24 protein-coding genes and 1 riboswitch are annotated in these 22894 nt (G+C 68.8%); of the genes, 2 read left to right on the top strand and 22 right to left on the bottom strand.

Annotation, left to right across the window (positions count from 1 at the left end; translation table 11 throughout):
• Nucleotides 1-70: 70 nt before the first annotated feature.
• The 16 genes from KV397_RS05730 to infC form a co-directional block, all read right to left on the bottom strand.
• A complete protein-coding gene (locus KV397_RS05730) occupies nt 71-2251 on the bottom strand; it encodes a bifunctional hydroxymethylpyrimidine kinase/phosphomethylpyrimidine kinase (RefSeq protein WP_261812382.1) in 2181 nt (726 codons plus the stop codon).
• The gene (thiM, locus tag KV397_RS05725; protein ID WP_261812381.1) at nt 2248-3096 is read right to left on the bottom strand and encodes a hydroxyethylthiazole kinase; all 849 of its coding nucleotides are present in this window, start codon (nt 3094-3096) and stop codon (nt 2248-2250) included. The genes KV397_RS05730 and thiM overlap by 4 nt, the downstream gene beginning before the upstream one ends.
• Nucleotides 3087-3180, bottom strand: a riboswitch (TPP riboswitch). It overlaps the preceding gene by 10 nt.
• Before the next feature lie 6 nt (nt 3181-3186).
• Entirely contained in the window at nt 3187-4149 is a 963-nt protein-coding gene (locus KV397_RS05720; protein WP_261812380.1) for an NAD-dependent epimerase/dehydratase family protein, read from the bottom strand.
• Nucleotides 4150-4222: 73 nt separating this feature from the next.
• Nucleotides 4223-6733 (bottom strand): phenylalanine--tRNA ligase subunit beta, encoded by a 2511-nt coding sequence (pheT, locus tag KV397_RS05715; RefSeq protein WP_261812379.1) that lies wholly within the window; start codon nt 6731-6733, stop codon nt 4223-4225.
• On the bottom strand, nt 6733-7773 hold the full coding sequence (gene pheS, locus KV397_RS05710; protein ID WP_261812378.1) for a phenylalanine--tRNA ligase subunit alpha: 1041 nt from the start codon (nt 7771-7773) through the stop codon (nt 6733-6735). Before pheS ends, pheT begins: the two co-directional genes overlap by 1 nt.
• A gap of 51 nt (nt 7774-7824) precedes the next feature.
• Complete coding sequence (locus KV397_RS05705; protein ID WP_131492618.1) at nt 7825-8751, bottom strand: amino acid ABC transporter permease; 927 nt, start codon at nt 8749-8751, stop codon at nt 7825-7827.
• Nucleotides 8748-9395 (bottom strand): amino acid ABC transporter permease, encoded by a 648-nt coding sequence (locus KV397_RS05700; RefSeq protein ID WP_047524336.1) that lies wholly within the window; start codon nt 9393-9395, stop codon nt 8748-8750. The genes KV397_RS05705 and KV397_RS05700 overlap by 4 nt, the downstream gene beginning before the upstream one ends.
• A gap of 60 nt (nt 9396-9455) precedes the next feature.
• Nucleotides 9456-10361, bottom strand: a complete 906-nt coding sequence (locus tag KV397_RS05695; RefSeq protein ID WP_261812377.1) for a glutamate ABC transporter substrate-binding protein — start codon at nt 10359-10361, stop codon at nt 9456-9458.
• 56 nt (nt 10362-10417) lie between these two features.
• Entirely contained in the window at nt 10418-11164 is a 747-nt protein-coding gene (locus KV397_RS05690) for an amino acid ABC transporter ATP-binding protein (RefSeq protein WP_194239376.1), read from the bottom strand.
• A 256-nt stretch (nt 11165-11420) separates the two neighbouring features.
• Nucleotides 11421-12386 (bottom strand): TAXI family TRAP transporter solute-binding subunit, encoded by a 966-nt coding sequence (locus KV397_RS05685; protein WP_261812376.1) that lies wholly within the window; start codon nt 12384-12386, stop codon nt 11421-11423.
• A complete protein-coding gene (locus KV397_RS05680; protein WP_261812375.1) occupies nt 12383-13759 on the bottom strand; it encodes a sensor histidine kinase in 1377 nt (458 codons plus the stop codon). The genes KV397_RS05685 and KV397_RS05680 overlap by 4 nt, the downstream gene beginning before the upstream one ends.
• Before the next feature lie 3 nt (nt 13760-13762).
• Nucleotides 13763-14434: a response regulator transcription factor gene (locus KV397_RS05675; RefSeq protein WP_047524331.1), complete on the bottom strand. Its 672-nt coding sequence runs from the start codon at nt 14432-14434 to the stop codon at nt 13763-13765.
• A 34-nt stretch (nt 14435-14468) separates the two neighbouring features.
• On the bottom strand, nt 14469-15281 hold the full coding sequence (locus KV397_RS05670; protein WP_134351668.1) for a TrmH family RNA methyltransferase: 813 nt from the start codon (nt 15279-15281) through the stop codon (nt 14469-14471).
• Between the two features lie 117 nt (nt 15282-15398).
• On the bottom strand, nt 15399-15785 hold the full coding sequence (gene rplT, locus KV397_RS05665; RefSeq protein WP_047524330.1) for a 50S ribosomal protein L20: 387 nt from the start codon (nt 15783-15785) through the stop codon (nt 15399-15401).
• 33 nt (nt 15786-15818) lie between these two features.
• Complete coding sequence (gene rpmI / locus KV397_RS05660) at nt 15819-16013, bottom strand: 50S ribosomal protein L35 (protein WP_017828564.1); 195 nt, start codon at nt 16011-16013, stop codon at nt 15819-15821.
• A 73-nt stretch (nt 16014-16086) separates the two neighbouring features.
• Entirely contained in the window at nt 16087-16731 is a 645-nt protein-coding gene (gene infC / locus KV397_RS05655) for a translation initiation factor IF-3 (protein WP_081997100.1), read from the bottom strand.
• 232 nt (nt 16732-16963) lie between these two features.
• On the opposite strand from infC, the gene KV397_RS05650 reads away from it, so the two are divergent.
• Nucleotides 16964-17362, top strand: coding sequence for a DUF1844 domain-containing protein (locus tag KV397_RS05650; protein ID WP_047524328.1), 399 nt, complete (start codon nt 16964-16966; stop codon nt 17360-17362).
• 28 nt (nt 17363-17390) lie between these two features.
• Here the strand turns inward: KV397_RS05650 and KV397_RS05645 are convergent, their stop codons facing one another.
• The 6 genes from KV397_RS05645 to KV397_RS05620 all read right to left on the bottom strand — a co-directional run bounded on the left by KV397_RS05645 (nt 17391) and on the right by KV397_RS05620 (nt 21775).
• Nucleotides 17391-18188 carry an SseB family protein gene (locus KV397_RS05645; RefSeq protein WP_131492624.1) on the bottom strand — a complete coding sequence of 266 codons (798 nt, stop codon included), beginning with the start codon at nt 18186-18188 and terminating at the stop codon, nt 17391-17393.
• Nucleotides 18172-18918, bottom strand: a complete 747-nt coding sequence (gene priA, locus KV397_RS05640) for a bifunctional 1-(5-phosphoribosyl)-5-((5-phosphoribosylamino)methylideneamino)imidazole-4-carboxamide isomerase/phosphoribosylanthranilate isomerase PriA (RefSeq protein WP_047524326.1) — start codon at nt 18916-18918, stop codon at nt 18172-18174. The genes KV397_RS05645 and priA overlap by 17 nt, the downstream gene beginning before the upstream one ends.
• A 103-nt stretch (nt 18919-19021) precedes the next feature.
• Nucleotides 19022-19657, bottom strand: a complete 636-nt coding sequence (hisH, locus tag KV397_RS05635; RefSeq protein WP_131492626.1) for an imidazole glycerol phosphate synthase subunit HisH — start codon at nt 19655-19657, stop codon at nt 19022-19024.
• Nucleotides 19654-20271 carry an imidazoleglycerol-phosphate dehydratase HisB gene (hisB, locus tag KV397_RS05630; protein WP_047524324.1) on the bottom strand — a complete coding sequence of 206 codons (618 nt, stop codon included), beginning with the start codon at nt 20269-20271 and terminating at the stop codon, nt 19654-19656. The genes hisH and hisB overlap by 4 nt, the downstream gene beginning before the upstream one ends.
• Nucleotides 20268-21362 carry a histidinol-phosphate transaminase gene (locus KV397_RS05625; protein WP_197055679.1) on the bottom strand — a complete coding sequence of 365 codons (1095 nt, stop codon included), beginning with the start codon at nt 21360-21362 and terminating at the stop codon, nt 20268-20270. Before KV397_RS05625 ends, hisB begins: the two co-directional genes overlap by 4 nt.
• 44 nt (nt 21363-21406) lie before the next feature.
• The gene (locus KV397_RS05620) at nt 21407-21775 is read right to left on the bottom strand and encodes a LysM peptidoglycan-binding domain-containing protein (RefSeq protein WP_261812374.1); all 369 of its coding nucleotides are present in this window, start codon (nt 21773-21775) and stop codon (nt 21407-21409) included.
• A 287-nt stretch (nt 21776-22062) separates the two neighbouring features.
• Between KV397_RS05620 and lexA the strand changes: the two genes are divergently transcribed.
• Nucleotides 22063-22749 carry a transcriptional repressor LexA gene (lexA, locus tag KV397_RS05615; protein ID WP_047524321.1) on the top strand — a complete coding sequence of 229 codons (687 nt, stop codon included), beginning with the start codon at nt 22063-22065 and terminating at the stop codon, nt 22747-22749.
• Nucleotides 22750-22894 lie beyond the last annotated feature (145 nt).

Here is a 22894-nt window from a genome sequence, read left to right as displayed (position 1 = left end):
AGAAGCGGTGGCGGCCGAAGGCATGTCGCGACAGTAGCGCGGCCCCGGCGGCCACCGCAAATCCGGGCCGTCATCCGGCGGGCGAGAACTCCATCGGTGCGGCGAAGAAGGCCAGCTCGTGCGCGCTCGAGACCTCGAACACGCGGCTCATCCTCGCGCGGGTCGCGGCGTCCGCCCGTGCGGCCGCCCCGGAGGCGTAGAGGATCGCCGTCTCGGTCGCCTCCTCGAACGCAGGGTCGGCGTATGTCGCGAGCCAGGAGGCGAAGGGATGCTGCGGATCCCGCGCGTACTCGCCGAACTCGCCGGCATGCAGGCGCCGGCCGAGGTCGGTGTAGAGCCAGAAGCACGGAAGGACGGCTGCGACGATCTCGGCGTAGTCGCCACCGAATGCGACCGACCTGAGGTGATCGAGGTAGGCCGTGGTCGCCGCCGACGGCTCCGCGGCGAACGTCGCAGCGCTCACCCCCTGCTGCGGCGTCAACCACGACGCATGGAGTTCGAGCTCGCCCACGATGGACCCGTGGGCGGAGTGCGCCCAGAACGCCTGCTCAGCCGACGTCGGGGCTCGTCGCGCCGCCTCCGACAGCACCCGGGCGTACTCGCGCAGGTACAGGGCATCCTGCGCGAGGTACGCGAGGAAGGGCTCGCGCTCCAGCGAGCCGTCTGCAAGGGCACGGATGAACGGCAACTCGTCGATCTGTGCGCGGATGTCGGCGATGCGCTCCCACCACTCGGCAGCGACCTCCGAGGCAGCGACCTCCGAGGCAGCGACCTCCGACGCAGCGACTCCGCTCGTCGTGTCCGCCCGCGCCCACAGTCCGGAGAAGTGGTTGATGGGGCCGTGCCCGCGCCCCACCCGCAGTGCTTCCCCCGCACGGAGCGATTCACGCAGCCAGCTCCGCGCCGCGCGGACCGCCTGCTCCGGCTCCAGACCCCGTGCCAACAGCGTGGCGAGGGCAGAGGAGAGCGAGCAGCCGGTGCCGTGGGTGCTCGAGGTGACGATACGCGTCCCGCTGTACTCCTGACGTCGCCCGTGACGAGCGTCGATCAGCGCATCCGGGGCGTCGTTCCCCGCGAGATGTCCGCCCTTGACCAGCACGGCGACCCCCACATCCGTCGACAGGTCTTCCGCAGCGGCGATCGCCTCCGACCAGTCCCCGACGTCGCGCCCCGAGAGCACGGCGAGCTCGGCCAGGTTCGGGGTCACGAGCGTGGCGCGACGGAGCAGATCCCGCAGTTCCCGCTCCGCATCCGGCTCCAGGAGCCGATCCCCCGAAGTCGCCACCATCACCGGATCGAGGACGACGATCGGCGGACGGGCCCGGTCGAGCCAGGCAGCGACCGTCCGGATGACCTCGGCGTCGGCGAGCATCCCGATCTTCACCGCGTCGATCACGATGTCATCCGACACCGCGTCGAGTTGGGCGCGGAGGAACTCTGCCGGCGGCACGTGCACGCCGCGCACGCCCTGGGTGTTCTGCGCGGTCAGCGCGGTGGGGACAGCCATGCCGTATCCGCCGTTGGCCGCGATCGACTTGATGTCTGCCTGGATCCCTGCGCCACCGGAGGGATCACTCCCGGCGATGCTCAGCACACGCGGAACGGAACCTGCGAGCCACCGTCGCCGGAAAGCACGGGCGGTCGCCGCGGGGTCTTCCGCCGCGCACAGCGCCGAGACCACGGCGATCCCGGCTGCACCGGCATCCCGCAGTGCCTCGGCATCGTCGAGCCCCACGCCGCCGATCGCGACGCACGGGAGCGGACTGCGTGCGACGAAGTCACGGAATCCGTCGACTCCGAGCGGCGCCGGGTGATCCGGTTTCGTCGCGGTGGGACGGATCACGCCGACTCCCAGGTAGTCGACCGTCCCCACCGGCAGGGCGAGCACGGCCTCGAGGTGCGCGGCACTGTTCGCCGTGAGGCCGATCAGCGCATCGGGTCCCAGTACCTCGCGCGCCCGCCGCACGGACGCATCGCCCTGCCCCAGATGCACGCCGTGGACGCGCGCACCCCGTTCGCGGGCGGCGACGGCAGCATCCAACCGGTCGTTCACGACGAGGAGCGCCCGTCCGTCGATCACCTGCGACACCGCGATCAGCTGTTCGACGATCTCGGCCTCCGTCGCGGTCTTGTCCCGCACCTGGACGACGCGCACACCACCCTCCACAGCCTGACGGACGGTCTCGACGACACCACGATCACCGCAGAGCTCGGGATCGGTCACGAGATAGAGCGAGAGATCGACGGTCACCGTGCACCGCTCTCGACGCGAGCCTCGGCGACGAGGTCTTCCGGGCGCAGCGCTGCGAGTGCATCCAGCAGCGAGACCGCGAAACTGCCCGGACCCCGTGCTGTCGTTGCGGCATGCTCGGCGGCGATCGTGTATCCGAGGCTCGCGGCGGCGACCGCCGTGAGCGCATCGTGCCCCGTCACCCTGGCGGCGCCGAGGAGCGCGGCCATGACCGCGCCGAGGGCACAACCGCCACCGGTGACCCTGGTCAGGAGCTCGTGACCGTTCGCGAGTCGCAGGATCCGCTCGCCGTCGGTGAGGAGATCGACCGGCCCCGAGACCGCGACCACGGCACCCGTCCTCGTCGCCAGGGCAGCCGCAGCGTCGGCAGCGGCATCCGTGCTGTCCGTCGCGTCGACACCTCGGCCACCCGCGCTGACTCCGGCGAGGGCGAGGATCTCGGAGGCGTTGCCTCGGATCGCGGTCGGGCGCTGATTGGCCAGGTCATGCGCCAGCGCCGTGCGGATCGGCAGGGTGCCGATCGCGACCGGATCGAGCACCCACGGTGTCCCGGACGCGGTCGCGCCGGCGACGGCTTCGAGGATCGCAGCCCGCTGCTCCGGCGTGGGCGTGCCGAGGTTGATCAGCAGGCCGGAGGCGACCCCGGCGAACAGCTCGGCCTCGCCGACGATGTCGACCATCGCGGGTGCCGCACCGGCGGCGAGCAGCACGTTGGCGGTGAACCCCGTGACGACCGCGTTGGTGATGCAATGCGTCAAGGGCGGAGCCTCACGCACCACCTCCCACAGCGCCGCGGCGGAGCCGACGAGATCGGTGGTGGATTCAGGACGCAGAAGATCGCTCATCGCGACATCCCTTCGCTAGTACGAACTAGATCAGGTTCGACGGGTCTGTTCTCAGCCGCGGATGCGGCACCCCGTGTCACTGCTCGCAGTCTAGCGATCGGCCAGGAGCGCGCGTTCCTCCGCCCGGGTGAGTCCGGCACGTCGCGGCCGATCGACGCCGCGGGCGCGCTCGTCGACGAGGACCCGCCCGATCGTGTCGGCGAGGGCGCGGAGCGAGCCTCCCGACGCACGGAACGCTGCGTTGGACCGCGTCATGAATCCCGTCATCTCCGGCGGCAGCCACAGCGGAAGCGACCGCGGTCCGGCCCAGTGCCCGACCTCCCGAGCGACGAGCCAGTCCTCGTCGGCGACGACCGTGTCACCGGTGTGCCCTGCTGCCGAACGTACCGCCTCCAGCATGTCGGAGAGCGAATGCCTGTCACCGATCGCGTTCACCACCCCGCTCCGAGTCGCCGTCACGATGAACTCGGCCAGGTCGTCGACATCGATCACCTGCGCAGCTCTCCCCTCGAGCGGTGGCAGCAGCACCGGCTCCGCGCCGGCGCGCGTGAACGCCGCCGCCCAGTATCCGAACCTGTCGCTCGGATCTCCGTCCCCGACGATGAGCCCGGGGCGCACGATGAAGGCCCGCGCTCCGAGCGCCGAGACGGCGTCTTCGGCCGCGGCCTTCTGCGCCCCGTATTCGTAGGCGTCTCCGGGACGGGCGGGCGGATGACGGGGAGCTGATTCGTCGGCCCCGACCGTCTCATCATCGGCGTACACCGACATCGAGGACACATAGGTCCACCGTGCCGTGCGCGCACCGAGAGCGTCGACGGCACGAGCGACGTGCGACGCCTGCGAGGAGATGTCGACCACATGGTCCCAGTCGCGCTGCGCGAGTGCGTCGTACGCCTCGGCGGCCTCCCGGTCTCCGGGCACGAGCTCGGCACCCTCGGGCGCCGGTCGCGTTCCGCGGGCGAGACAGGTCACTGCCGCACCGGCATCGACCCATCGACGCGCGATCCGCCCCGAGAGCCAGCCCGTACCGCCGAGGATCAGCACATCCGACATGGCTTCATGTCAGCAGGAATCGACCACCCGCGAAAGAGCTTCCGCTCAGAGCAGATCGCGCCCGGCGCAGTGCTCAGTCGCGCAGCGCCGCCCCGAACCGTTCGGCCGCCACCGCGACGCCCGCGAGCTTGGCCTCGGTGGCCTCCGCAGCGGTGAGGGTGCGGTCGTCGGCGCGGAACCGCAGGGCGAACGTCAGGCTCTTGGAGCCTTCCGGCACCCCCTCCCCGCGATAGTCGTCGACGAGACGCACGGACTCGAGCATCGCACCGGCGCCCTCGGCGAGAGCCGCCTGCACATCCGCGGCGGGCACCTCGGCCGACAGCGTCAACGAGACGTCCTGCGTGGCAGCAGGGAACGTCGACAGCGACGCGGCCACGACACGGCCGCCCGCGAGCGACAGGACGCGGTCGAGGTCCAGCTCGAACACGGTCGCACGGCCGGGGAGGTCGGCGCCCTCCGCCACCGCGGGGTGCAGCTCGCCGACGTAGCCGACCTCTTCCCCGGCGATCCGGAGGGATCCGGTGCGGCCGGGGTGGAGTGCGGCACGCTCGGCCTGCACGACGTCGATCTCGACTCCGGCGGCGGCGGCGATCACACGGACGGCGTCCAGCGCCTCGACCAGACTGGCGGGTTCGGCCGGGCGACCGGGCTGGCGCGGTGACACGTGGCCGGTGAGCAGCGCCGAGACGAACCGGTGCTGCGGCGGGATCGAGGCGTTCAGCGCGGCGAGCGTCTCTTCCGACGGGCGCTCCCCCAGGGGCGGCACATCCTCCGTCCCGTACTCCACACCGGGCTCGGGTAGGAAGACGACGCCGGTCTCGAAGATCGCGAGGTCGGTGAGCCCGCGCGAGATGTTGCGGTGCGCGGTCTGCAGCAGACCGGGGATGAGCGATCGACGCAGGGAGGGCGCCTGACCATCGAGCGGATTCGCCAGGCGGATGCTCGGCAGGTGCTCCCCCGACGCGGAACCGTGCAGGTCGTTCTGCACCTCGGTGGTGAACGGGAACGACGGCGTCTCGACGAGCCCCGCGGCGGCCAGGGCATCGGCCACGCGACGGCGACCCTGCTGATGCGCGGTGAGCCCGCGACCGGACGGCGGCGTCGGCAGCACCGAGGGGATGCGGTCGAGTCCGTGGATGCGCGCGACCTCTTCGGCCAGCGTCCATTTGTCGGTCAGGTCGGGGCGCCAGGTCGGCGGGATCACGGTCCAGCCGGAGCCTGCGTCGGAAGCGGTCACGTCGGCACCGATGGTGGTCAGCGCCCCGGTGATCTCGTCGTCGGTGTAGTCGACGCCGATGAGCCCCTGCACGAAGCCGGCCGGGAGCTCGATCTCTCCGACGAAGACCTCGGCGAACAGGGCGCCGCCCTCCTCGGTGAGTGTGCCACCGGCGAGCTCGACCATGAGATCGGCCGCCCGGCGCGCAGCCACGAACGGGATGAGCGGGTCGACGCCGCGCTCGAAGCGCTTGGATGCCTCGCTGGGCAGCTTGTGACGGCGAGCCGAGCGGGCGATGGTCGTCGGGTCGAAGTGCGCGGCCTCGATGAGCACGTTCCGGGTGGTGTCGCTCATCTCCGTCGTGCCGCCGCCCATCACACCGGCGAGGCCGATCGGACCCGATTCATCGGTGATGAGCAGGTCTTCGACGTGCAGCGAGCGCTCGACGCCATCGAGCGTGGTCATCTTCTCGCCCGGGGTCGCGCGCCGCACCGTGATGCCGCCGGTGAGCTTGTCGAGGTCGTATCCGTGCAGCGGCTGACCGAGTTCGAGCATCACGTAATTGGTGATGTCGATCAGCACGCCCAGCGAGCGCATGCCCGCGAGGCTGAGTCGCGCGACCATCCACGGCGGAGTCGGACGCGTGGGGTCGACCCCACGCACGACGCGGGTCACGAACTCACTTGCACCGACCCGGCCGCGGACGGGAGCGGCGTCGTCGACCACGGTGGTGTGTCCGGTGCCCGGCTGCAACTCGGCGAAGTCGCGCTCGGCGGGATCGCGGAAGTCCGCCCCGGTGGCGTGCGCGTATTCGCGGGCCACACCGCGCAGCGAGAACGCGTAGCCGCGGTCAGGCGTGACGTTGATCTCCACTGCCACGTCGTCGAGACCGAGCAGCGCGATCGCGTCGGTACCGACAGGAGCATCGATGCCGAGATCGGACAGCACGACGATGCCGTTGTGCTCGTCGCCGAGGCCCAGCTCCCGCGCGGACGCGATCATGCCGTCGGAAACGTGACCGTAGGTCTTCCGTGCGGCGATCGGGAACGGACCGGGCAGCACGGCACCGGGCAGCGTCACGACGACCTTGTCACCGGCCACGAAGTTGTGCGCACCACAGACGATGCCGCGGATGCCGCCGTTCGCCTCGCCCACATCCACCTGGCACCAGTTGATGGTCTTGCCGTTGGACTGCGGCTCGGCCTCAAGCGACACGACCTGTCCGACCACCACGGGACCCGTGATGTCGAAGCGGTGCACGTCCTCCTCTTCGAAGCCGACGGTCACCAGCGCGCCGAGGACGTCTTCGGGCGTGGCATCCGCTGCCAGATCGACGTATTCACGCAGCCACGAAAGCGGGACGCGCATCACACCACCATCCCGTACTGCTCGCTGAATCGGACATCACCCTCGGCCATGTCGCGCATGTCCTGGACGTCACTGCGGAACATCAGGCCCCGCTCGATGCCCATGCCGAACGCGAAGCCGCTGTACTCCTCCGGATCGATCCCGGCCGCGCGCAGCACGTTCGGGTTGACCATGCCGCAGCCGCCCCACTCGATCCAGCGCGCGCCGCCCTTGAAGGTCGGGTGCCACAGGTCGAGCTCGGCGGAGGGCTCGGTGAAGGGGAAGTAGTTGGTACGGAAACGCGTCTTGGCCTCGGGGCCGAAGAGCAGCCTCGCGAAGTGGTCGAGCGTGCCCTTGAGGTGCGCCATCGTGATGCCCTTGTCGATCACGAGGCCCTCGAACTGGGTGAACACGGGCAGGTGCGTGGCGTCGAACTCATCGGTCCGGTACACCCGCCCGGGGCACAGCACGTAGATCGGCACCTCGCGGTCGAGCATCGAGCGCACCTGCACGGGACTCGTGTGGGTGCGCATCACGAGATGGCGCGATGTCGGGTCCACGTAGAACGTGTCCTGCTCCTGACGCGCGGGGTGATCGACGTCGAAGTTCAGGGCGTCGAAGTTGAACCACTCGTGCTCGAGCTCCGGTCCCTCCGCGATCTCCCAGCCCATTCCGACGAAGATGTCGCAGACCTGGTCCTGGAGGAGCGTGAGCGGGTGCCGGGCACCGACGCGGGTGCGAGACGGCACGGCCGTGATGTCGATGCGCTCGGCCTCGAGTCGCGCAGCGACCTCCGCCTCGGCGAGCTCGGCCTCCTTGGCGGCGAGCGCCTTCGTCACCTGCCCGCGCCCCTGCCCCACGAGCTTGCCGAACGCGGCCTTATTCTCGGGGGCGACCTGTCGCATGGAGGCGTTCAGGACGGCAAGCGGCGATCCGTCGGCAACGTGTGCGGCGCGGGCCGCCTTCAGCTCGGCGGTGTCGGCGGCTGCGGCGATGGCCGCGAGGGCATCGGCGACCGCGGCTTCGACCGCTTCCGGGGTGATTTCAGGAGACTCTGACACGAGAGTCGAGTCTACCGGCGCGTCGCCCCACCGACCGACGGCGCAACCGGATCAGATGCCCTGAGGCGGTGGTCCGCCGAACCCGCCCCCACCGCGCTGCAGCGTGATCAGCTCGGTATCGGTGCCGTCCTGGTGCGGACGCGGATCCACGCCGCCGGCCGGAACGCCGTCGTGCCCACGCGGCGAGCGTCGGGTGCGGATCTCCAGCCACTTGGCGATCCCGGAGAGGATCAGGCACATGATGATGTAGATGCCGCCGATGACGAACGCCGACTGCAGCACGGGGCGTCCCTGCTGAGACGTGAGCTGCTTCGCGAAGTAGAGGAGTTCGGGGTACGTGATGATGAAACCGAGCGCGGTGTCCTTCATCGTCACGACCAGCTGGGCCACGATCACGGGGAGCATCGCCCGGATCGCCTGTGGCAGCAGGATCAGGCGCATCACGCCGCTCTTGCGCAGACCGATCGCGTAGCCGGCCTCCTTCTGCCCTCGGGGCAGGGATTCGACGCCGGCGCGGAGCACCTCGGCGAGGACGGATCCGTTGTACGCCATGAGCGCGATGACGACGGCCCAGTACGGGTCCATCTTGACGCCTGCGACGGGCAGACCGTAGTAGAGCAGCATCATGAAGACGAGGACCGGCACGGCTCGGAAGATCTCGGTGATCGCCGTGACGGGGACACGCACCCAGGCATGATCGGACATCCGACCGATGGCGAGCACGAATCCCAGCGCGATGGCGAGGATCGCTGCGAGCCCGAACGCCGCGAGAGTTCGGCCGAGCGCACCGAAGATCTGCTCCCAGACGGCGCTGAAGGTGAAGACGTACCACCGGGACGCGTCGAACTGTCCGCTCACGTAGAAGCGGTAGCCGATGAACCCGAGCAGGGCAAGCACCACGACGACGGTGGCGACACCGATCAGACGGTTGCGCAGGATCGCCTTGGGGCCCGGGACGTCGTACAGGACGGAAGTCATCGCGCGATCCTCCACTTGTTCTCGAGATACCGTTGGAGCCAGCTGAGGAGCAGGACGAGCGCGACGAAGATGACGGCCACCCAGAGCAGCACCGAAAGCGCATTCTCTCCGCGTTCGCTGAGGTAGGAGCGGACGGCTCCGAGCTCGAGGATCGAGAAGCCCGCCGCGACGGTCGTGTTCTTCAGAAGCGCGATGAAGACGCTCATCATCGGTGGCACGACCGAGCGGAACGCCTGCGGGAGGACGACCAGAGTCATCACCTGTCCGAACGGGAGGCCGATCGCCCTGGCCGCCTCCGCCTGGCCGACGGGGACGGTGTTGATACCGGCGCGCAGCACCTCCGCCACGTACGTGGCCGTATAGATGCCGATGGCCAGGATGCCCAGCACTGTGGTGCTGAGCTTCGGCAGCCCGAGCTGCGGGTAGCCGAAGATGAAGAAGAAGAAGACGAGGGTCAGCGGGGTGTTGCGGATCAGGTTCACGTACACCGTGCCGACACCGCGCGCGATGGGCACGGGTGAGACGCGGGCCGCCCCGACGATGATCCCGAGGATGAGCGCGAGCAGTCCACCGCCGAAGAAGATGATCAGCGTGTTCTTGAGCGCTTCGCCCCACAGGTCGAGGTTTCCGAAGATGACGTCCACGCCACCCTCCCCTTCACGATTCGGAGAGGGGGCGGCCCTGGAGCCGCCCCCTCTGTTCGATCAGTCGACGGCCGGCTGGCTGACTTCGATGCCGGACGATCCGAGGTTCTTGTCGAAGATCGCCTGCCAGACATCGCCGCCGTCGGTGAACATCGTGTTGATGAACTCCTGCAGCGCGGCGTCGTCCTTCGCCAGGCCGACACCGTAGCGCTCCTCGGTGAAGGGCTCACCGACCACCTTCAGGTTGTCGGGGTCCTGAGCCGCGTAGCCGATGAGGATGGCCTGGTCGGTCGTGACCGCCTGGACCTCGCCGGAGAGCAGCGCCTCGACACAGGCCGAGTACAGGTCGAACTCCTTGGTGGGGACATCCGGGTAGTTCTCGCGGATGTTCTGGATGGGCGTGGAGCCGGTGGCCGAGCACACGGTGGTGTCGGCGTTCAGGTCGTCCTCGCTCTTGATGGTGTCGTCGTCGGCCGCGACGAGCAGTCCCTGCCCGGTGATGAAGTACGGGCCGGCGAAGGCGATCTGCTCCTTGCGCTTGTCGGTGATCGAGTACGTGCCCACGTAGTAGTCGATGTCGCCGTTCACGATGGCCTGCTCGCGGTTGGCGGAGGCGATCGGCTTGAACTCGATCTTGTCCTCGTCGTAGCCGAGCGAGGCGGCGATCCAGCGGGCGATGTCGACATCGAATCCGGTGCGCTCACCGGTGGTCACGTCGAGGTAGCCGAGACCGGGCTGGTCTTCCTTGACACCGATGACGACCTGGTCGCGGTCCTTGATGTTGTCGAACGTGGGGCTGCCCTCGAGCTGGACGTCGGTCGCGACCTCGAACCAGGTGCTGTCCTCTCCGGCGTCACCGCCATCGGTGCCACCGGGCGTTGACGGGCTGCCGCTGTTGCAGGCCGTGAGCGCGAGCAGTGCTGTCGCCGCGATTCCGATGCCCGCCAGTGTCCGTGTGCGTCGCATGTGCGTCTCCTTCGTGTGCTGTGTGTGCAGGGTCTGTGTGGTCGGTGTGTGGGCCGTCAGTGCGTGAGGAGCTTCGAGAGGAAGTCCTTGGCGCGGTCGCTCTTCGGGTTCGTGAAGAACTCCTCGGGCTTGGCTTCCTCGACGATCCGTCCGTCGGCCATGAAGACGACGCGATCGGCGGCCTTGCGAGCGAAGCCCATCTCGTGGGTGACCACGATCATCGTCATGCCGTCCTGGGCCAGCTCGACCATGACGTCGAGGACCTCGTTGATCATCTCCGGGTCGAGGGCGCTGGTCGGCTCGTCGAACAGCATGACCTTGGGCTGCATGGCCAGCGCACGGGCGATCGCCACGCGCTGCTGCTGACCACCCGAGAGCTGAGCCGGGAGCTTCGACGCCTGCTGCTCCACGCCCACGCGCTTGAGCAGGAGCATCGCCTCGGCTTCGGCATCGGCCTTCTTGAGCCCACGGACCTTGATCGGACCGAGGGTCACGTTCTCGAGGATGGTGAGGTGGGCGAAGAGGTTGAACGACTGGAACACCATGCCGACGTCCGCCCGCAGGTGAGCGAGCCCCTTGCCCTCGGCGGGCAACTCCTTGCCGTCGATGCGGATGCTGCCGCTGGTGATCGTCTCGAGGCGGTTGATCGTGCGACACAGCGTCGACTTGCCGGAGCCGGACGGGCCGATCACGACCACGACCTCTCCCGGGTTCACGCTCAGGTCGATGTCGGTGAGCGCCTGGAACTCGCCGTAGTGCTTCTGGACGTTCTCGACCACGACGAGCGGGGTATCAGAGGTCATCATTTCTCCAAGCTAGCCACGTCGTACCCCGGGTTCCAGGGTCATCGGTGAGATTTACACGTTCGTAATCACCTGATCGCGGCACCAATGCAGCTCTGCATGGGTACCCCACGGCCCGCCCCCACGGGCCGCGGGATGGTCCTGCCGCCTCGCCCCCCAACGACAGCTGAGCAGCAGGATCCGATCGTGTGCGATCGACCTCACCTTGGCAGAGCGTCGAGCACGGTGTCAGACTTCTTGAGGATTTCTTGAGGCGTCAGCCGCGGAAGTCCCGGTAGTAGTCGATCGCGCCGGGATGCAGCGGGACCGGGGCGGTGAAGATCGCCGAGCGACGGTCCAGCAGCGCGGCCGTGGGCACCTCTGCCGCGAGACGCAGGCGTGCTTCGAACAGTCCGGCGAGGATGTCCCTCGCGACGGCGTCCGGGGTGGCGGACGCCGTGACGAGATAGTTCGGCACCGCCATAGTCGGCGCGGAGGCGACGAGTCCGTAGGTCCCCGCCGGCACTTCCGCGGGTCGGTACGCGTGCGAGTATCGGTCGTTCACCTCGTTCACCCACTCCTGCTCGATCGGGAGCAACCGGACGGAGGAGGTGTCGGCGAGTTCCGCCACGCCGGGTGTGGGCAATCCGCCGACCCAGAAGAAGCCGTCGATCTCTCCCCGCCCCATCGCGTCGATGGACTCGCTGAGGTCGAGTTGCGGGTTCCGGATCGTGGCGATGTCGACGCCGGCCGCGTCCAGCACACGTCCGGCGATCACCGTCACCCCGGAGTTCTCCGCCCCGAGCGAGATCGTCCGACCCGCCAGGTCGCCGATGTCGTCGATCTCCGAGTCCCCGCGCACGACGATCTGCACGTACTCGTCGTACAGACGCGCGAGAGCGCGCACCGGGAGCGGGTCATCGAACGCGCCCGTTCCCGCCACGGCATCCGCGGCCGCGTCGCCCTGGGCGAACCCGATCACGGCCTCTCCGGAACTCACGCGCAACAGGTTGTCGACGGATCCGGCCGTCTCGTCGGCCGACATCGCGATGTCCAGCGAGCCCGACAGCTCCTCGGCGAGATGACTGCCGTAGTCGTAATAGACGCCGGTGGACCCGCCGGCGGCGATCACGTACTCCCCGTCGGTCCATTCGTTCGCGCGCTGACTGCACGCGGCCAACGCTCCCACCAGGAGGAACGAGAGGAGGCCGGCGGTGAGTCGCCGCAGCACCGGCGCGGTCATGGCCTCGTCCTGTCGTGGAGCAGCAGCGAGACGAGGAGACCGCCACCCTCGGCCGACGAGACCGTCAGTTCCCCGCCCACAGTCTCGAGCAGGTCGCTTGCGATCGCGAGCCCGAGACCGGAACCGGGCGTGTCCTGAGTGTCGGCGTTCCGCCAGAACCGGTCCGTCGCCGCGGCCGCCTGCTCCGGCGTCAGCCCGGGCCCGTGATCGCGGACCGTGACCCGGCAGACGTCACCCGAGCGCTCCGCACCGATCTCGATCCCGGAGCCTTCCGGCGAGTACTTCACGGCGTTGTCGATGACGGCATCCAACGCGCTCTCCACGATCGTCCGGTCGGTGACGCTCATGACGGACGACTCCCCTGACGTCTGCAACGAGATCCCCCGCTGTCCTGCCACGTCCCGCCAGGCGTCGAGACGACGGGCTGCCAGCGTCGCCAGGTCGACCGCGGAGATGGTCGAATCGGTGCGTCCGCCGCGGGCGAGGCCGAGCAGCGTCTCCAGGATCCTCGTCATGCGGCGTCCTTCCTCCCGCGTCTCCTCGACGTCGTCGTCCCACTCGCGTCCGAGTCCGGTCGCCAGGTGCTCGACGCGCAGGAGGAGAGCGTTGAGGGGGTTGCGCAGCTCGTGCGAGGCGTTGAGCGCGAACTCCTGCTGCCGGGTCATCACCCGCTCGATCTGGTCGGCCATCCCGTTGAACACCCTGGCCATGCGACGCAGCTCCGGTGGACCGGCATCCTCCGCGACACGCGCATCCATCTCGCCGCGCTCGATCGCCGCCATCGCCTCGTCGAGCCGCCCGACCGGCGAGAGGACCCACCGCGCGAGACGGAACACCAGCAGCACTCCAAGGGCGATCAGCACCAGCGCGATGGCGGAGATGAGCAGAAGCTGTTGCAGGATCGCCGCGCGCGGCGCGTCGGCGTCACCGGCGACCAGCACCGCCCCGATCACATCCCCGTCGTCGAAGACCGGCTCGGCGAGGGCGGCATCGGCGACCGTCCACGGGTACACCGCCGCGGGCTGCTCCGCGCGCCGGCCGGACAGCGCCAGTCTGACTCGTTCCGCGTCTTCCTCCGCGAGCACCCCTGGGCTGTCGTCGCCCGCCGCCCAGATGCTCCCACCCAGGTCGAACACCGTGACCTCGATCCCGTAGACCTCCCGGAACCTCGCCGCCTCCGCCTCGATCACCGCGGCGCTGCCGGAGCGGAGGGCCTGCCGGGCGCTCGTGACGAAGTAGCCGAGATCACCGAGCTGCTGCGTGTAGAAGGCCTGCTGGACACTGCGCGCAGCGCTCCAGCCCGCGGCGCCTCCCAGCGCGACCAGGATCGCCACGAGGGGCACGAGGAAGACGATGACCAGACGCCGGCGCATGGCTCAGGAGCCCGCCAGCCGGTAGCCGACTCCGCGGACCGTCTCGATGAGACCCCGGGCCCCGCTCTTCTTCCGGATCGCCCCGACGTGCACTTCGAGCGAGTGGCCGAAGCCCCGCCAGTCCGTGTTCCACACCTCGCGGATCAGACGCTCCTTCGGCACGGCGACGCCCGGATACCGCGCCAGCACGGCGATGATGTCGAACTCCTTGCGCGTCAGGTCGATCGGCACCCCGTCGACCGACAGTTGACGTGCCACGAGATCGATCTGCAGCTCACCGCCGTGCAGCAGGACCCGCGCGTCGGACTCCGGGCGTATCGGACGCGATCGTCGGGTCACGGCCTCGATCCGGGCGAGGAGCTCATGCACGTCATACGGCTTCACCACGAAGTCGTCCGCGCCCGCACGCAGTCCCTTGATGCGCTCGGCGACCTGATTGCGCGCCGTCACGATCACGATCGGCACCTCCGACCGCCCGCGGATGCGGCGACACAGATCGATGCCGTCGACGTCGGGAAGCCCCAGATCGAGGAGGACGACCTCGGTGTCCGCGCCGAGGAGTTCCAGCGCTGCCGCGCCGTCCGCGGCACGAACCGTGGCGTAGCCGGAGCGGGCGAGGAACGCTTCGAGCGCGCCGGCGACCCGGTCGTCGTCTTCGACGATCAGAATCCTCATCGACTCGGCTTCCCGCTTCCTTCGTGTGCTTCGCTCAGCCGGCGGAGTCCGCCCGCTGAGCGAAGGCGCTCTCGTAGAGACACACGCTGGCGGCGGTCGCCAGGTTGAGAGACTCGGCGCGACCGAAGATCGGCAGCTTCAGCACCCGATCGGCGAGCGCGAGCGCATCGTCTTCGAGACCACGGGCCTCGTTGCCGAAGAGCCAGCCGGTCGGCTCGGCGAGAGTGCCCTCCGCTCGGGCTACGAGCAGGTCGTCACCCTTCACGTCTGCCGCAAGGATGCGGAGGCCTGCCGCGTGCGCACGGGTGACCACGTCGGCGAGATCACCCCCGACCGACACGGGGAGGTGGAACAGCGAACCGGTCGTGGCGCGTACGACCTTCGGGTTGTACGGGTCGACGGTTCGCCCCGTCAGCACGACCGCATCGGCACCCGCGGCGTCGGCGGCACGGATGATCGTGCCCAGATTCCCGGGATCGCGGACCTCTTCGCAGATCGCCACGAGTCGCGGAGAGGCCTCGAAGATGTCACGCACCGACGTCGGCGTCTGGTGGACGACCGCGACCAGCCCCTGCGGAGTCACCGTGTCGGCCATCGCGTTGAGCACGTACTCGGTCACATACTCGACGTCGATGTCGGCGTCGGCAGCCTTCCCCCGGATGTCCGGGTGTTTCTCCCAGCCGCTCGGTGTCGCGAACAGCTCGACGATCGCCTCCGGACGGTAGGTGAGCGCCTCACGAACGGACTGCGGCCCCTCGAGGAGGAACAGGCCGGTCTCGGTGCGCGCGCTGCGCTTGGTCAGCTTGGCGACGGCACGGACTCGGGGCGAACGCGGGTTCTCCAGCACGATCACAGTCTAGGGAACGCACAGCCGGTTCCCGCACCATCCACGCAAGGGCCGCCCTCCCCCGAGAAACGCCACAGGGCGCCCTCCCGAAGGAGAGCGCCCTGTGTGAAGAGGTGCTTACGCAGCCGACTTCGGCGCGTTGACGTCGGAGGGCAGAGCCTTCTTCGCCGTCTCGACGAGCGTCGTGAACGTCGCCGCGTCGTTGATCGCGAGGTCGGCGAGCATACGACGGTCAACCGTGACACCCGCGAGGCCGAGGCCCTGGATGAAGCGGTTGTAGGTCATGCCGTTCTGGCGAGCCGCAGCGTTGATGCGCTGGATCCACAGGCGACGGAAGTCGCCCTTGCGCTTGCGACGGTCCCGGTACGAGTAGACCAGGGAGTGGATGACCTGCTCCTTGGCCTTCCGGTAGAGGCGCGAACGCTGACCGCGGTAACCGGAGGCGCGCTCGAGGATGACCCGGCGCTTCTTGTGGGCGTTTACTGCCCGCTTGACTCTTGCCATTTTCCTGTGTTCCTATTCGTGCGTTCGGACGCGTCAGCGGCCGAGAAGCTTCTTCGCGACCTTGGTGTCAGCCTTCGACAGCACCTGGTCCTGGTTCAGACGACGGGTGCGACGGCTCGACTTGTGCTCGAGGTTGTGGCGCATCCCGGCCTGCTGCTTCTTCAGCTTTCCGCTACCGGTGATCTTGAAGCGCTTCTTAGCACCCGAGTGGGTCTTCTGCTTCGGCATCTTCTCTTCCTTCGTATGGCGCCTTCTCAGGCGACGGTGTCAACCCGCGGTGCGGGAGTTCTGGGGGCGGGAGCTACTCCGCCGGAGCTGCGGCCGGGGCGTCGGCCTTCGCGTCGCGAGCAGCCTGCTTCTTGTCGGCGCGCTGAGCATCGCGGACGGCGTTCTGCTCCTGCTTGGCCTCCGACTTGCTCTTGAGCGGCGCGACGACCATGACCATGTTGCGACCGTCGATGGTCGGGTTCGACTCGACGGTGCCGAACTCGGCCACGTCTTCGGCGAACTTGCGCAGCAGACGCACACCCTGCTCGGGACGCGACTGCTCGCGACCGCGGAACAGGATCATGGCCTTGACCTTGTCGCCCGCCTTGAGGAAGCCCTCGGCGCGCTTGAGCTTGGTCGTGTAGTCGTGAGCCTCGATCTTCAGGCGGAAGCGGACTTCCTTGAGGATCGTGTTCGCCTGGTTGCGGCGAGCTTCCTTTTCCTTCTGGGCGGCCTCGTACTTGAACTTGCCGTAGTCCATGATCTTGACGACGGGCGGCTTCGAGTTCGGGGCGACCTCGACGAGGTCGAGATCGGCTTCCTGTGCGAGGCGCAGCGCGGCCTCGATGCGGACGACGCCGATCTGCTCACCCGCGGGGCCGACGAGGCGGACCTCGGGGACGCGGATGCGCTCATTGGTACGGGGATCGCTGATGCGGAACTCCTTAGACGATGTGATTCGGCCACCGTGACGCTCTCTGCATCACGGGCGAAATCGGAATCGTCCCCGCCCACCGGCATTCAGACGCCGGCTCCGCACCCTGTCTACCGGCTCCGTTTTTGCGAACGGAGCCGGTGGAGTGCAAGACCCGGTAGCCTTGAACGGCAAGCGCGGGTGGGAAGTGAATCCTCTTTCGATCCGGAGCATGACGCTCCGGAGCCCGCCAAAGTCTAACAGAAAGCAAGGCGAAGTGACGAACCAGGCATCGGACGAGGCTGCACGCGAGCGCGAAGAGCGCTGGGCACGTCAGGAGGAGGCCGCGTCGTCGGCCACCCGAGACATCGCCGACGTCCCCGCTGTCGAGGTGATCACCACCGCGGCCGTGCACCTCATGAGCGCAGCTGCCGTCAAACTCGGCCTCGCCGACGACCCGGACGCGGCAGCCCAGCTCGACCTCGATGAGGCGCGCAAGCTCATCAACGCCCTCGCCGGACTCATCACCGCCGGCGCCCCCGAGATCAGCGACATGCACGCACGCTCGCTGCGCGACGGTCTCCGCTCGCTTCAGCTCGCCTTCCGCGAGGCCTCCTCCATCCCGGACCCGATCGGCAAGGGACCCGGCGAGAAGTGGACCGGTCCGGTCAACTGACAGCCGGAACGCGAGCGAGACGCGACGCTCAGGCGCTGCGGCGGAGCTTCACGGTCAGTGAGTCGGCGAGCACGGCGATGCGGTCATCGGACGCCCAGCGCTGGGCGAGGCGGGCGAGAACAGCATCGAGCACCTCGCGCTCCAGCCCATCGACCAGTTCGAGGATCACGACCAGCTCCGGTCCACGCAGGCGCGCGTCGGGGTCGCCGGCAGCGACGGCCACATCGATCACCGCCAGCTCGTGCGCGACGCTCTCCTGCAGCGCGGAGACCACCTCGGTCGAGAGGAAGCTCGGCACCCACGGGTGCCCCTGAGCGATCGCCCAGACGGCGGGGCGTCGGATGACGAACTCGGTCTCGGAGGTCGGGTCGAGCACGATCAGATCGGTGTCTTCAGCGGAAGCCGCCAAGGCGGCACGGAGCGCCTCGACCGGGATCGGTCGCGCCGTGGCATCCCACGCCTGCATCGTCTCGACGGACGAGAACACCGGCTGCACGCGACGCCCGTCGGGAGCGGCGACCGTGACGATCGAGAGCTCCTGCGTCTTGTCGACCGGCAGGCCGTTGGGCGCGACGCCTTCCTCCCCCTTCTCGGCGATGAGCGGGATCAGCACGCGCGCGGAACGGAATGCGTCGACGACCTCGACCTGACTCCCCTCCCCCGCGCGGAAGCGGAGCAGAGCGGCCAGCAGAGCGGGGTCCGCGGAGCCGTCGTCCGCCGCGTGCGGGTTCGACTCGAAGCTGCGCCCCTCCCAGGGGACACCGGCGGAGTCGCCGTGGTTGTGCGACTCGGGCCCGCAGGAGTGCGCGTCAGTCTCCTGCGACATCCAGGGCCTCAGCCAGTGTGAAGGCGCCGGCGTAGAGTGCCTTGCCGACGATCGCACCCTCGACGCCCAGCGGCACGAGCGCACGGAGCGCGGCGATGTCATCGAGGTTCGAGATGCCTCCGGATGCGACGACCGGCTTCGGCGTGCGGGCGGTGACCTCGCGCAGCAGTTCGAGGTTCGGACCGCGAAGCGTGCCGTCCTTCGTCACGTCCGTGACCACGTAGCGGCTGCAGCCGGCGTCTTCGAGACGACCGAGGACCTCCCAGAGGTCTCCGCCCTCCTTGGTCCATCCGCGGGCGGCGAGCGTCGTGCCGCGCACGTCGAGGCCGACCGCGATCGCCTCGCCGTAGCGGCCGATCACGTCGGCGGCCCACTCGGGGTTCTCGAGCGCGGCGGTGCCCAGGTTGATCCTGGCGGCCCCGCTCTCGAGAGCCGCTTCCAGGGTCGCATCGTCACGGATGCCGCCGGACAGCTCGATGTCCACACCCTTGAACTGCTTGATGACCTTGCGCAGGATCGGCGCGTTGCTCCCCCGACCGAACGCCGCATCGAGGTCGACGAGGTGGATCCACTTGGCGCCCTGCGCCGCCCACTCACCCGCCGCGTCCAACGGGTCGCCGTAGCTGGTCTCGGTCCCGGCCTCCCCCTGGGTCAGCCGGACGGCCTTGCCACCGGCGACATCGACTGCGGGAAGGAGCGTGAGCGAGGGAGACTGCGCGAAGTCGTTCATGGATTCCTTGGTTCGGGAAGCTCTGCGGCCCGGAGCGGGCACGAGAACCGAGGGTAGTCCGCCCGAGGGCGGGTGACAAAACGGATGACGTCCACAGGAGGAGTCAGAGGCTGCCGATCCAATTGCGCAGCAGTTGGATGCCCGCCTCGCCCGACTTCTCCGGGTGGAACTGCGTGGCCGAGAGCGGGCCGTTCTCGACGGCGGCGAGGAACGGATCGCCGTACGTCGTCCAGGTGAGGACCGGCTGCGGGAAGGGCGGGATCACATCGAGCTCCCACGCCTGTGCGGCGTAGGAATGCACGAAGTAGAACCGCTCCTTCTCGAGTCCGCGGAACAGGACGCTGTCCGCGCCGGGCTCGACCGTGTTCCACCCCATGTGCGGGAGCACGGGAGCGTTCAGTTCGGTGACCGCCCCCGGCCATTCGCCGAGCCCCGCGGTGTCGTGTCCGCGCTCGACACCGTGCTCGAACAGCACCTGCATGCCGACGCAGATCCCGAGCACCGGCCGCCCACCGGCCAACCGCCGGTCGATGATCTCGTCGCCGCCGTGGGTACGCAGTGCCTCACGGACGGCCTGGAACGCACCGACGCCGGGGACGAGCAGTCCGTCGGCCTCGAGAGCCGTCTGACGGTCTCGGGTGAGCACCGCATCCGCGCCGGCCTCGGCCAGTGCCTTCACCGCGGAGTGGACGTTGCCGGAGTCGTAGTCGAAGACGGCGACGCGGGGCGCGCTGCTCACAGCGCACCCTTGGTCGACGGGATGCCGTCGACTAGCGGATCCAGAGCCTTGGCCTGGCGGAAGGCGCGCGCGAAGGCCTTGTACTCGGCCTCGGCGATGTGGTGCGGGTCGCGCCCGCCGAGGACGCGCACGTGCACCGTGAGTGCGGCGTTGAAGGTGATGGCCTCGAACGAGTGGCGCACGAGAGACCCAGTGAAGTGTCCACCGATCAGGTGGTGCTCGAACCCGGCCGGCTCGCCGGTGTGCACGAGGTACGGACGCCCGGAGATGTCGACGACCGCCTGCGCGAGGGCTTCGTCGAGGGGCACGAGCGCATCGCCGTACCGCGAGATGCCCGACTTGTCGCCGAGTGCTTCGAGGATGGCTTGTCCGAGCACGATCGACACGTCTTCGACGGTGTGGTGCGCGTCGATGTCCGTGTCGCCCGAGGCCCGCACCGTCAGGTCGGTGAGCGAGTGCTTCGCGAAGGCGGTGAGCATATGGTCGAAGAACGGCACCGAAGTGTCGATACGGCTCGCACCGGTCCCGTCGAGGTTCAGTTCGAGCTCGACGGTGGACTCCGACGTGCTGCGCACACGGCTGGCGGTGCGCGGGGTCAGTGCGGGGCTGCTCATGATGCCGATCCTATCGAGGCCAAGGCGTCGAGGAATGCCGTGGTCTCGGACTCGGTTCCTGCGCTCACCCGGAGGTGCCCGGGGATGCCGACGTCACGCACCAGCACACCACGGTCGTACAGCTGCTGCCAGGTCGCGCGCGGGTCGGCGACTCCTCCGAACAGGACGAAGTTCGACCACGTCTCGTGCGGCGTGTAGCCGAGGGCCTCCAGGGTCGCGGTGATCCTGTCGCGCTGCTCGACGATCTCCTCGACCATGCCGAGCATCACATCGGCGTTGCGCAGCGCAGCGACGGCGGCGGCCTGTGTGAGCGCGCTGAGGTGATACGGCAGTCGGACCAGGCGGAGGGCGTCGATGAAAGCAGGATCGGCCGCGAGATAGCCCACCCGCGCGCCCGCGAACGCGAATGCCTTGCTCATGGTGCGGGAGATCGCGAGCCGAGGCCGCCCTTCGAGGAGCGTGAGCGCGGAGAGCGCGTCGTGCGGAGCGAACTCCTGGTACGCCTCGTCGACGATGACGACGCCGCGCGCAGCATCGTAGACGGCTTCGACGACATCGAGACCGAGAGGCGTCCCGGTCGGATTGTTCGGCGAGCAGAGGATGACCACATCGGGGTCAGCGGCGCGTACCTGCGCGGCCGCATCCTCGGGCGTGATCGAGTAGTCGGGCTCCCGGGTGCCGGCAATCCACCGTGCCCCCGTTCCCTGCGCGATGAGCGGATACATCGAGTACGTGGGCGCGAACCCGAAGGCGGTGCGCCCGGGTCCTCCAAACGCCTGCAGGATGTGCTGCAGCACCTCGTTGGATCCGTTGCCCGCCCAGATCTGGTCGGCGGTGAGCCCATGACCGAGGTAATCCGCGAACGCCTCGCGAAGCGTCGTGAACTCCCGGTCCGGATACCGGTTCACGTCGCGGATCGCCACCGCGATGTCGTCGAGGATGTCACTCGCGACCGCCTCCGGGATCGGATGAGTGTTCTCGTTGACATTGAGAGCGACCGGGAGAGGGGCCTGCGGGGCACCGTACGGCTTCAGCCCGCGAAGGTCGTCACGGAGCGGCAGATCGTGGAGGGAGAGCGTCACCCTTCCCATGCTAGGCCGCCGGTCGGGCGGATGACGCACATCCCGGTGAGGGCTCAGTCCATGTACTGCGCCGGGATCGCGAGCTCCTGACCGATCTGGAGCTCGCCACCACGGAGCACGTTCATCCGGCTGATCTCTCCGATGACGACGCGCGGGTCGGCGTTCGGCGCGACCGAGGTGGCGATCGACCACAGGGTGTCCCCGGGCAGGACCGTCAGCGTCTCGACACTCGCGGCGGGAGCATCGACACCGGAGGCGATGGCGCTGCCACCGCTGAGCGCCGCGAAAGCGATTCCGATGGCCAGCGGCACGGAGGCGAGAGCCAGCAGCACACCGCGACCCCGTGCCGTCAGCCGCAGTCGCGTGTGGGGGCGTGCGGATGCCGGGAGGATCGTTGCGGTGCTGACGCTGATGCTGCTCATGTCGTGCTCCTTAGCCTGTCTCGGGGCGATGGGCCCGGAGGAAGTTGGCGTAGCGTTCGCATTCCCGTCTCGGCCGGGAGCCGTGAATGCGAAGCTACGTTCCGAAGATATCTTCGAGTTCGAACATCTGTCAAGTGTTCTTCGAAACCGGAAACGCGATTCGCCCGACACGCTCGAACAGATCTTCCAGATCGGACTGTTTCTCGGATACGGTTTCGATGAGAACACCACACCACGGGCCTCCGACATTCGAAGAGCGACGTCGGATCACGCACTTAAGGAGCACCATGAGCGAGTACTCAGCCCCCGAGTCGGAGGCACCGCGGACCCGCCGTCGCAAGAGCCTGAGCCCGAAGCAGATGGCGATCCTCGAGGTCATCCAGAATTCGATCGCCCACCACGGGTACCCGCCGAGCATGCGGGAGATCGGTGACGCCGTCGGCCTCAAGTCACTCTCGAGCGTGACGCACCAACTCGGACAGCTCGAGCTCAGCGGCTACCTGCGCCGCGACCCCGGGAAGACGCGCGCGATGGAGGTCCTGATCGATCTGCCCGGTGCGAGCGGCGAGAACCCTGCCGATGTCGCGACCCCCGTGGGCGATGCCGCGCTCGTACCCCTGGTCGGGCGCATCGCCGCGGGTGTGCCGATCACGGCGGACCAGCAGGTGGAGGAGATCTTCCCCCTGCCACGCCAGCTGGTCGGCAAGGGCGACCTGTTCATGCTCAAGGTCTCCGGCGAGTCGATGATCGACGCCGCGATCTGCGATGGCGACTGGGTGGTCGTCCGCTCCCAGAACAATGCGGAGAACGGCGAGATCGTGGCCGCGATGCTCGACGGGGAGGCCACCGTCAAGGTCCTGCGCCGTCGCGACGGGCACACCTGGCTCCTGCCCCGCAACTCGTCTTTCGAGCCGATCCTCGGTGATGAGGCCGTCGTGCTCGGCAAGGTCGTGGCCGTGCTCCGGGCGGTCTGACGCGCTCCGCTGACCGTCGAGGCCCCTTCTGACCGTCGAGGCCCCTCCCAGATACGTTTCTGAGAGGGGGCCTCGACGCTGCGCGGGGGTGTCGACCCTGCGTGGGGGTGTCGACGCTGCGGGGGGGGGTGTCGACGCTGCGCGG

The organism is Microbacterium aurugineum (assembly GCF_023101205.1).
GTDB lineage: Bacteria > Actinomycetota > Actinomycetes > Actinomycetales > Microbacteriaceae > Microbacterium > Microbacterium aurugineum.
Note: the sequence above shows the minus strand (reverse complement) of the source record. Positions and strands in the feature narration are given on the sequence as shown.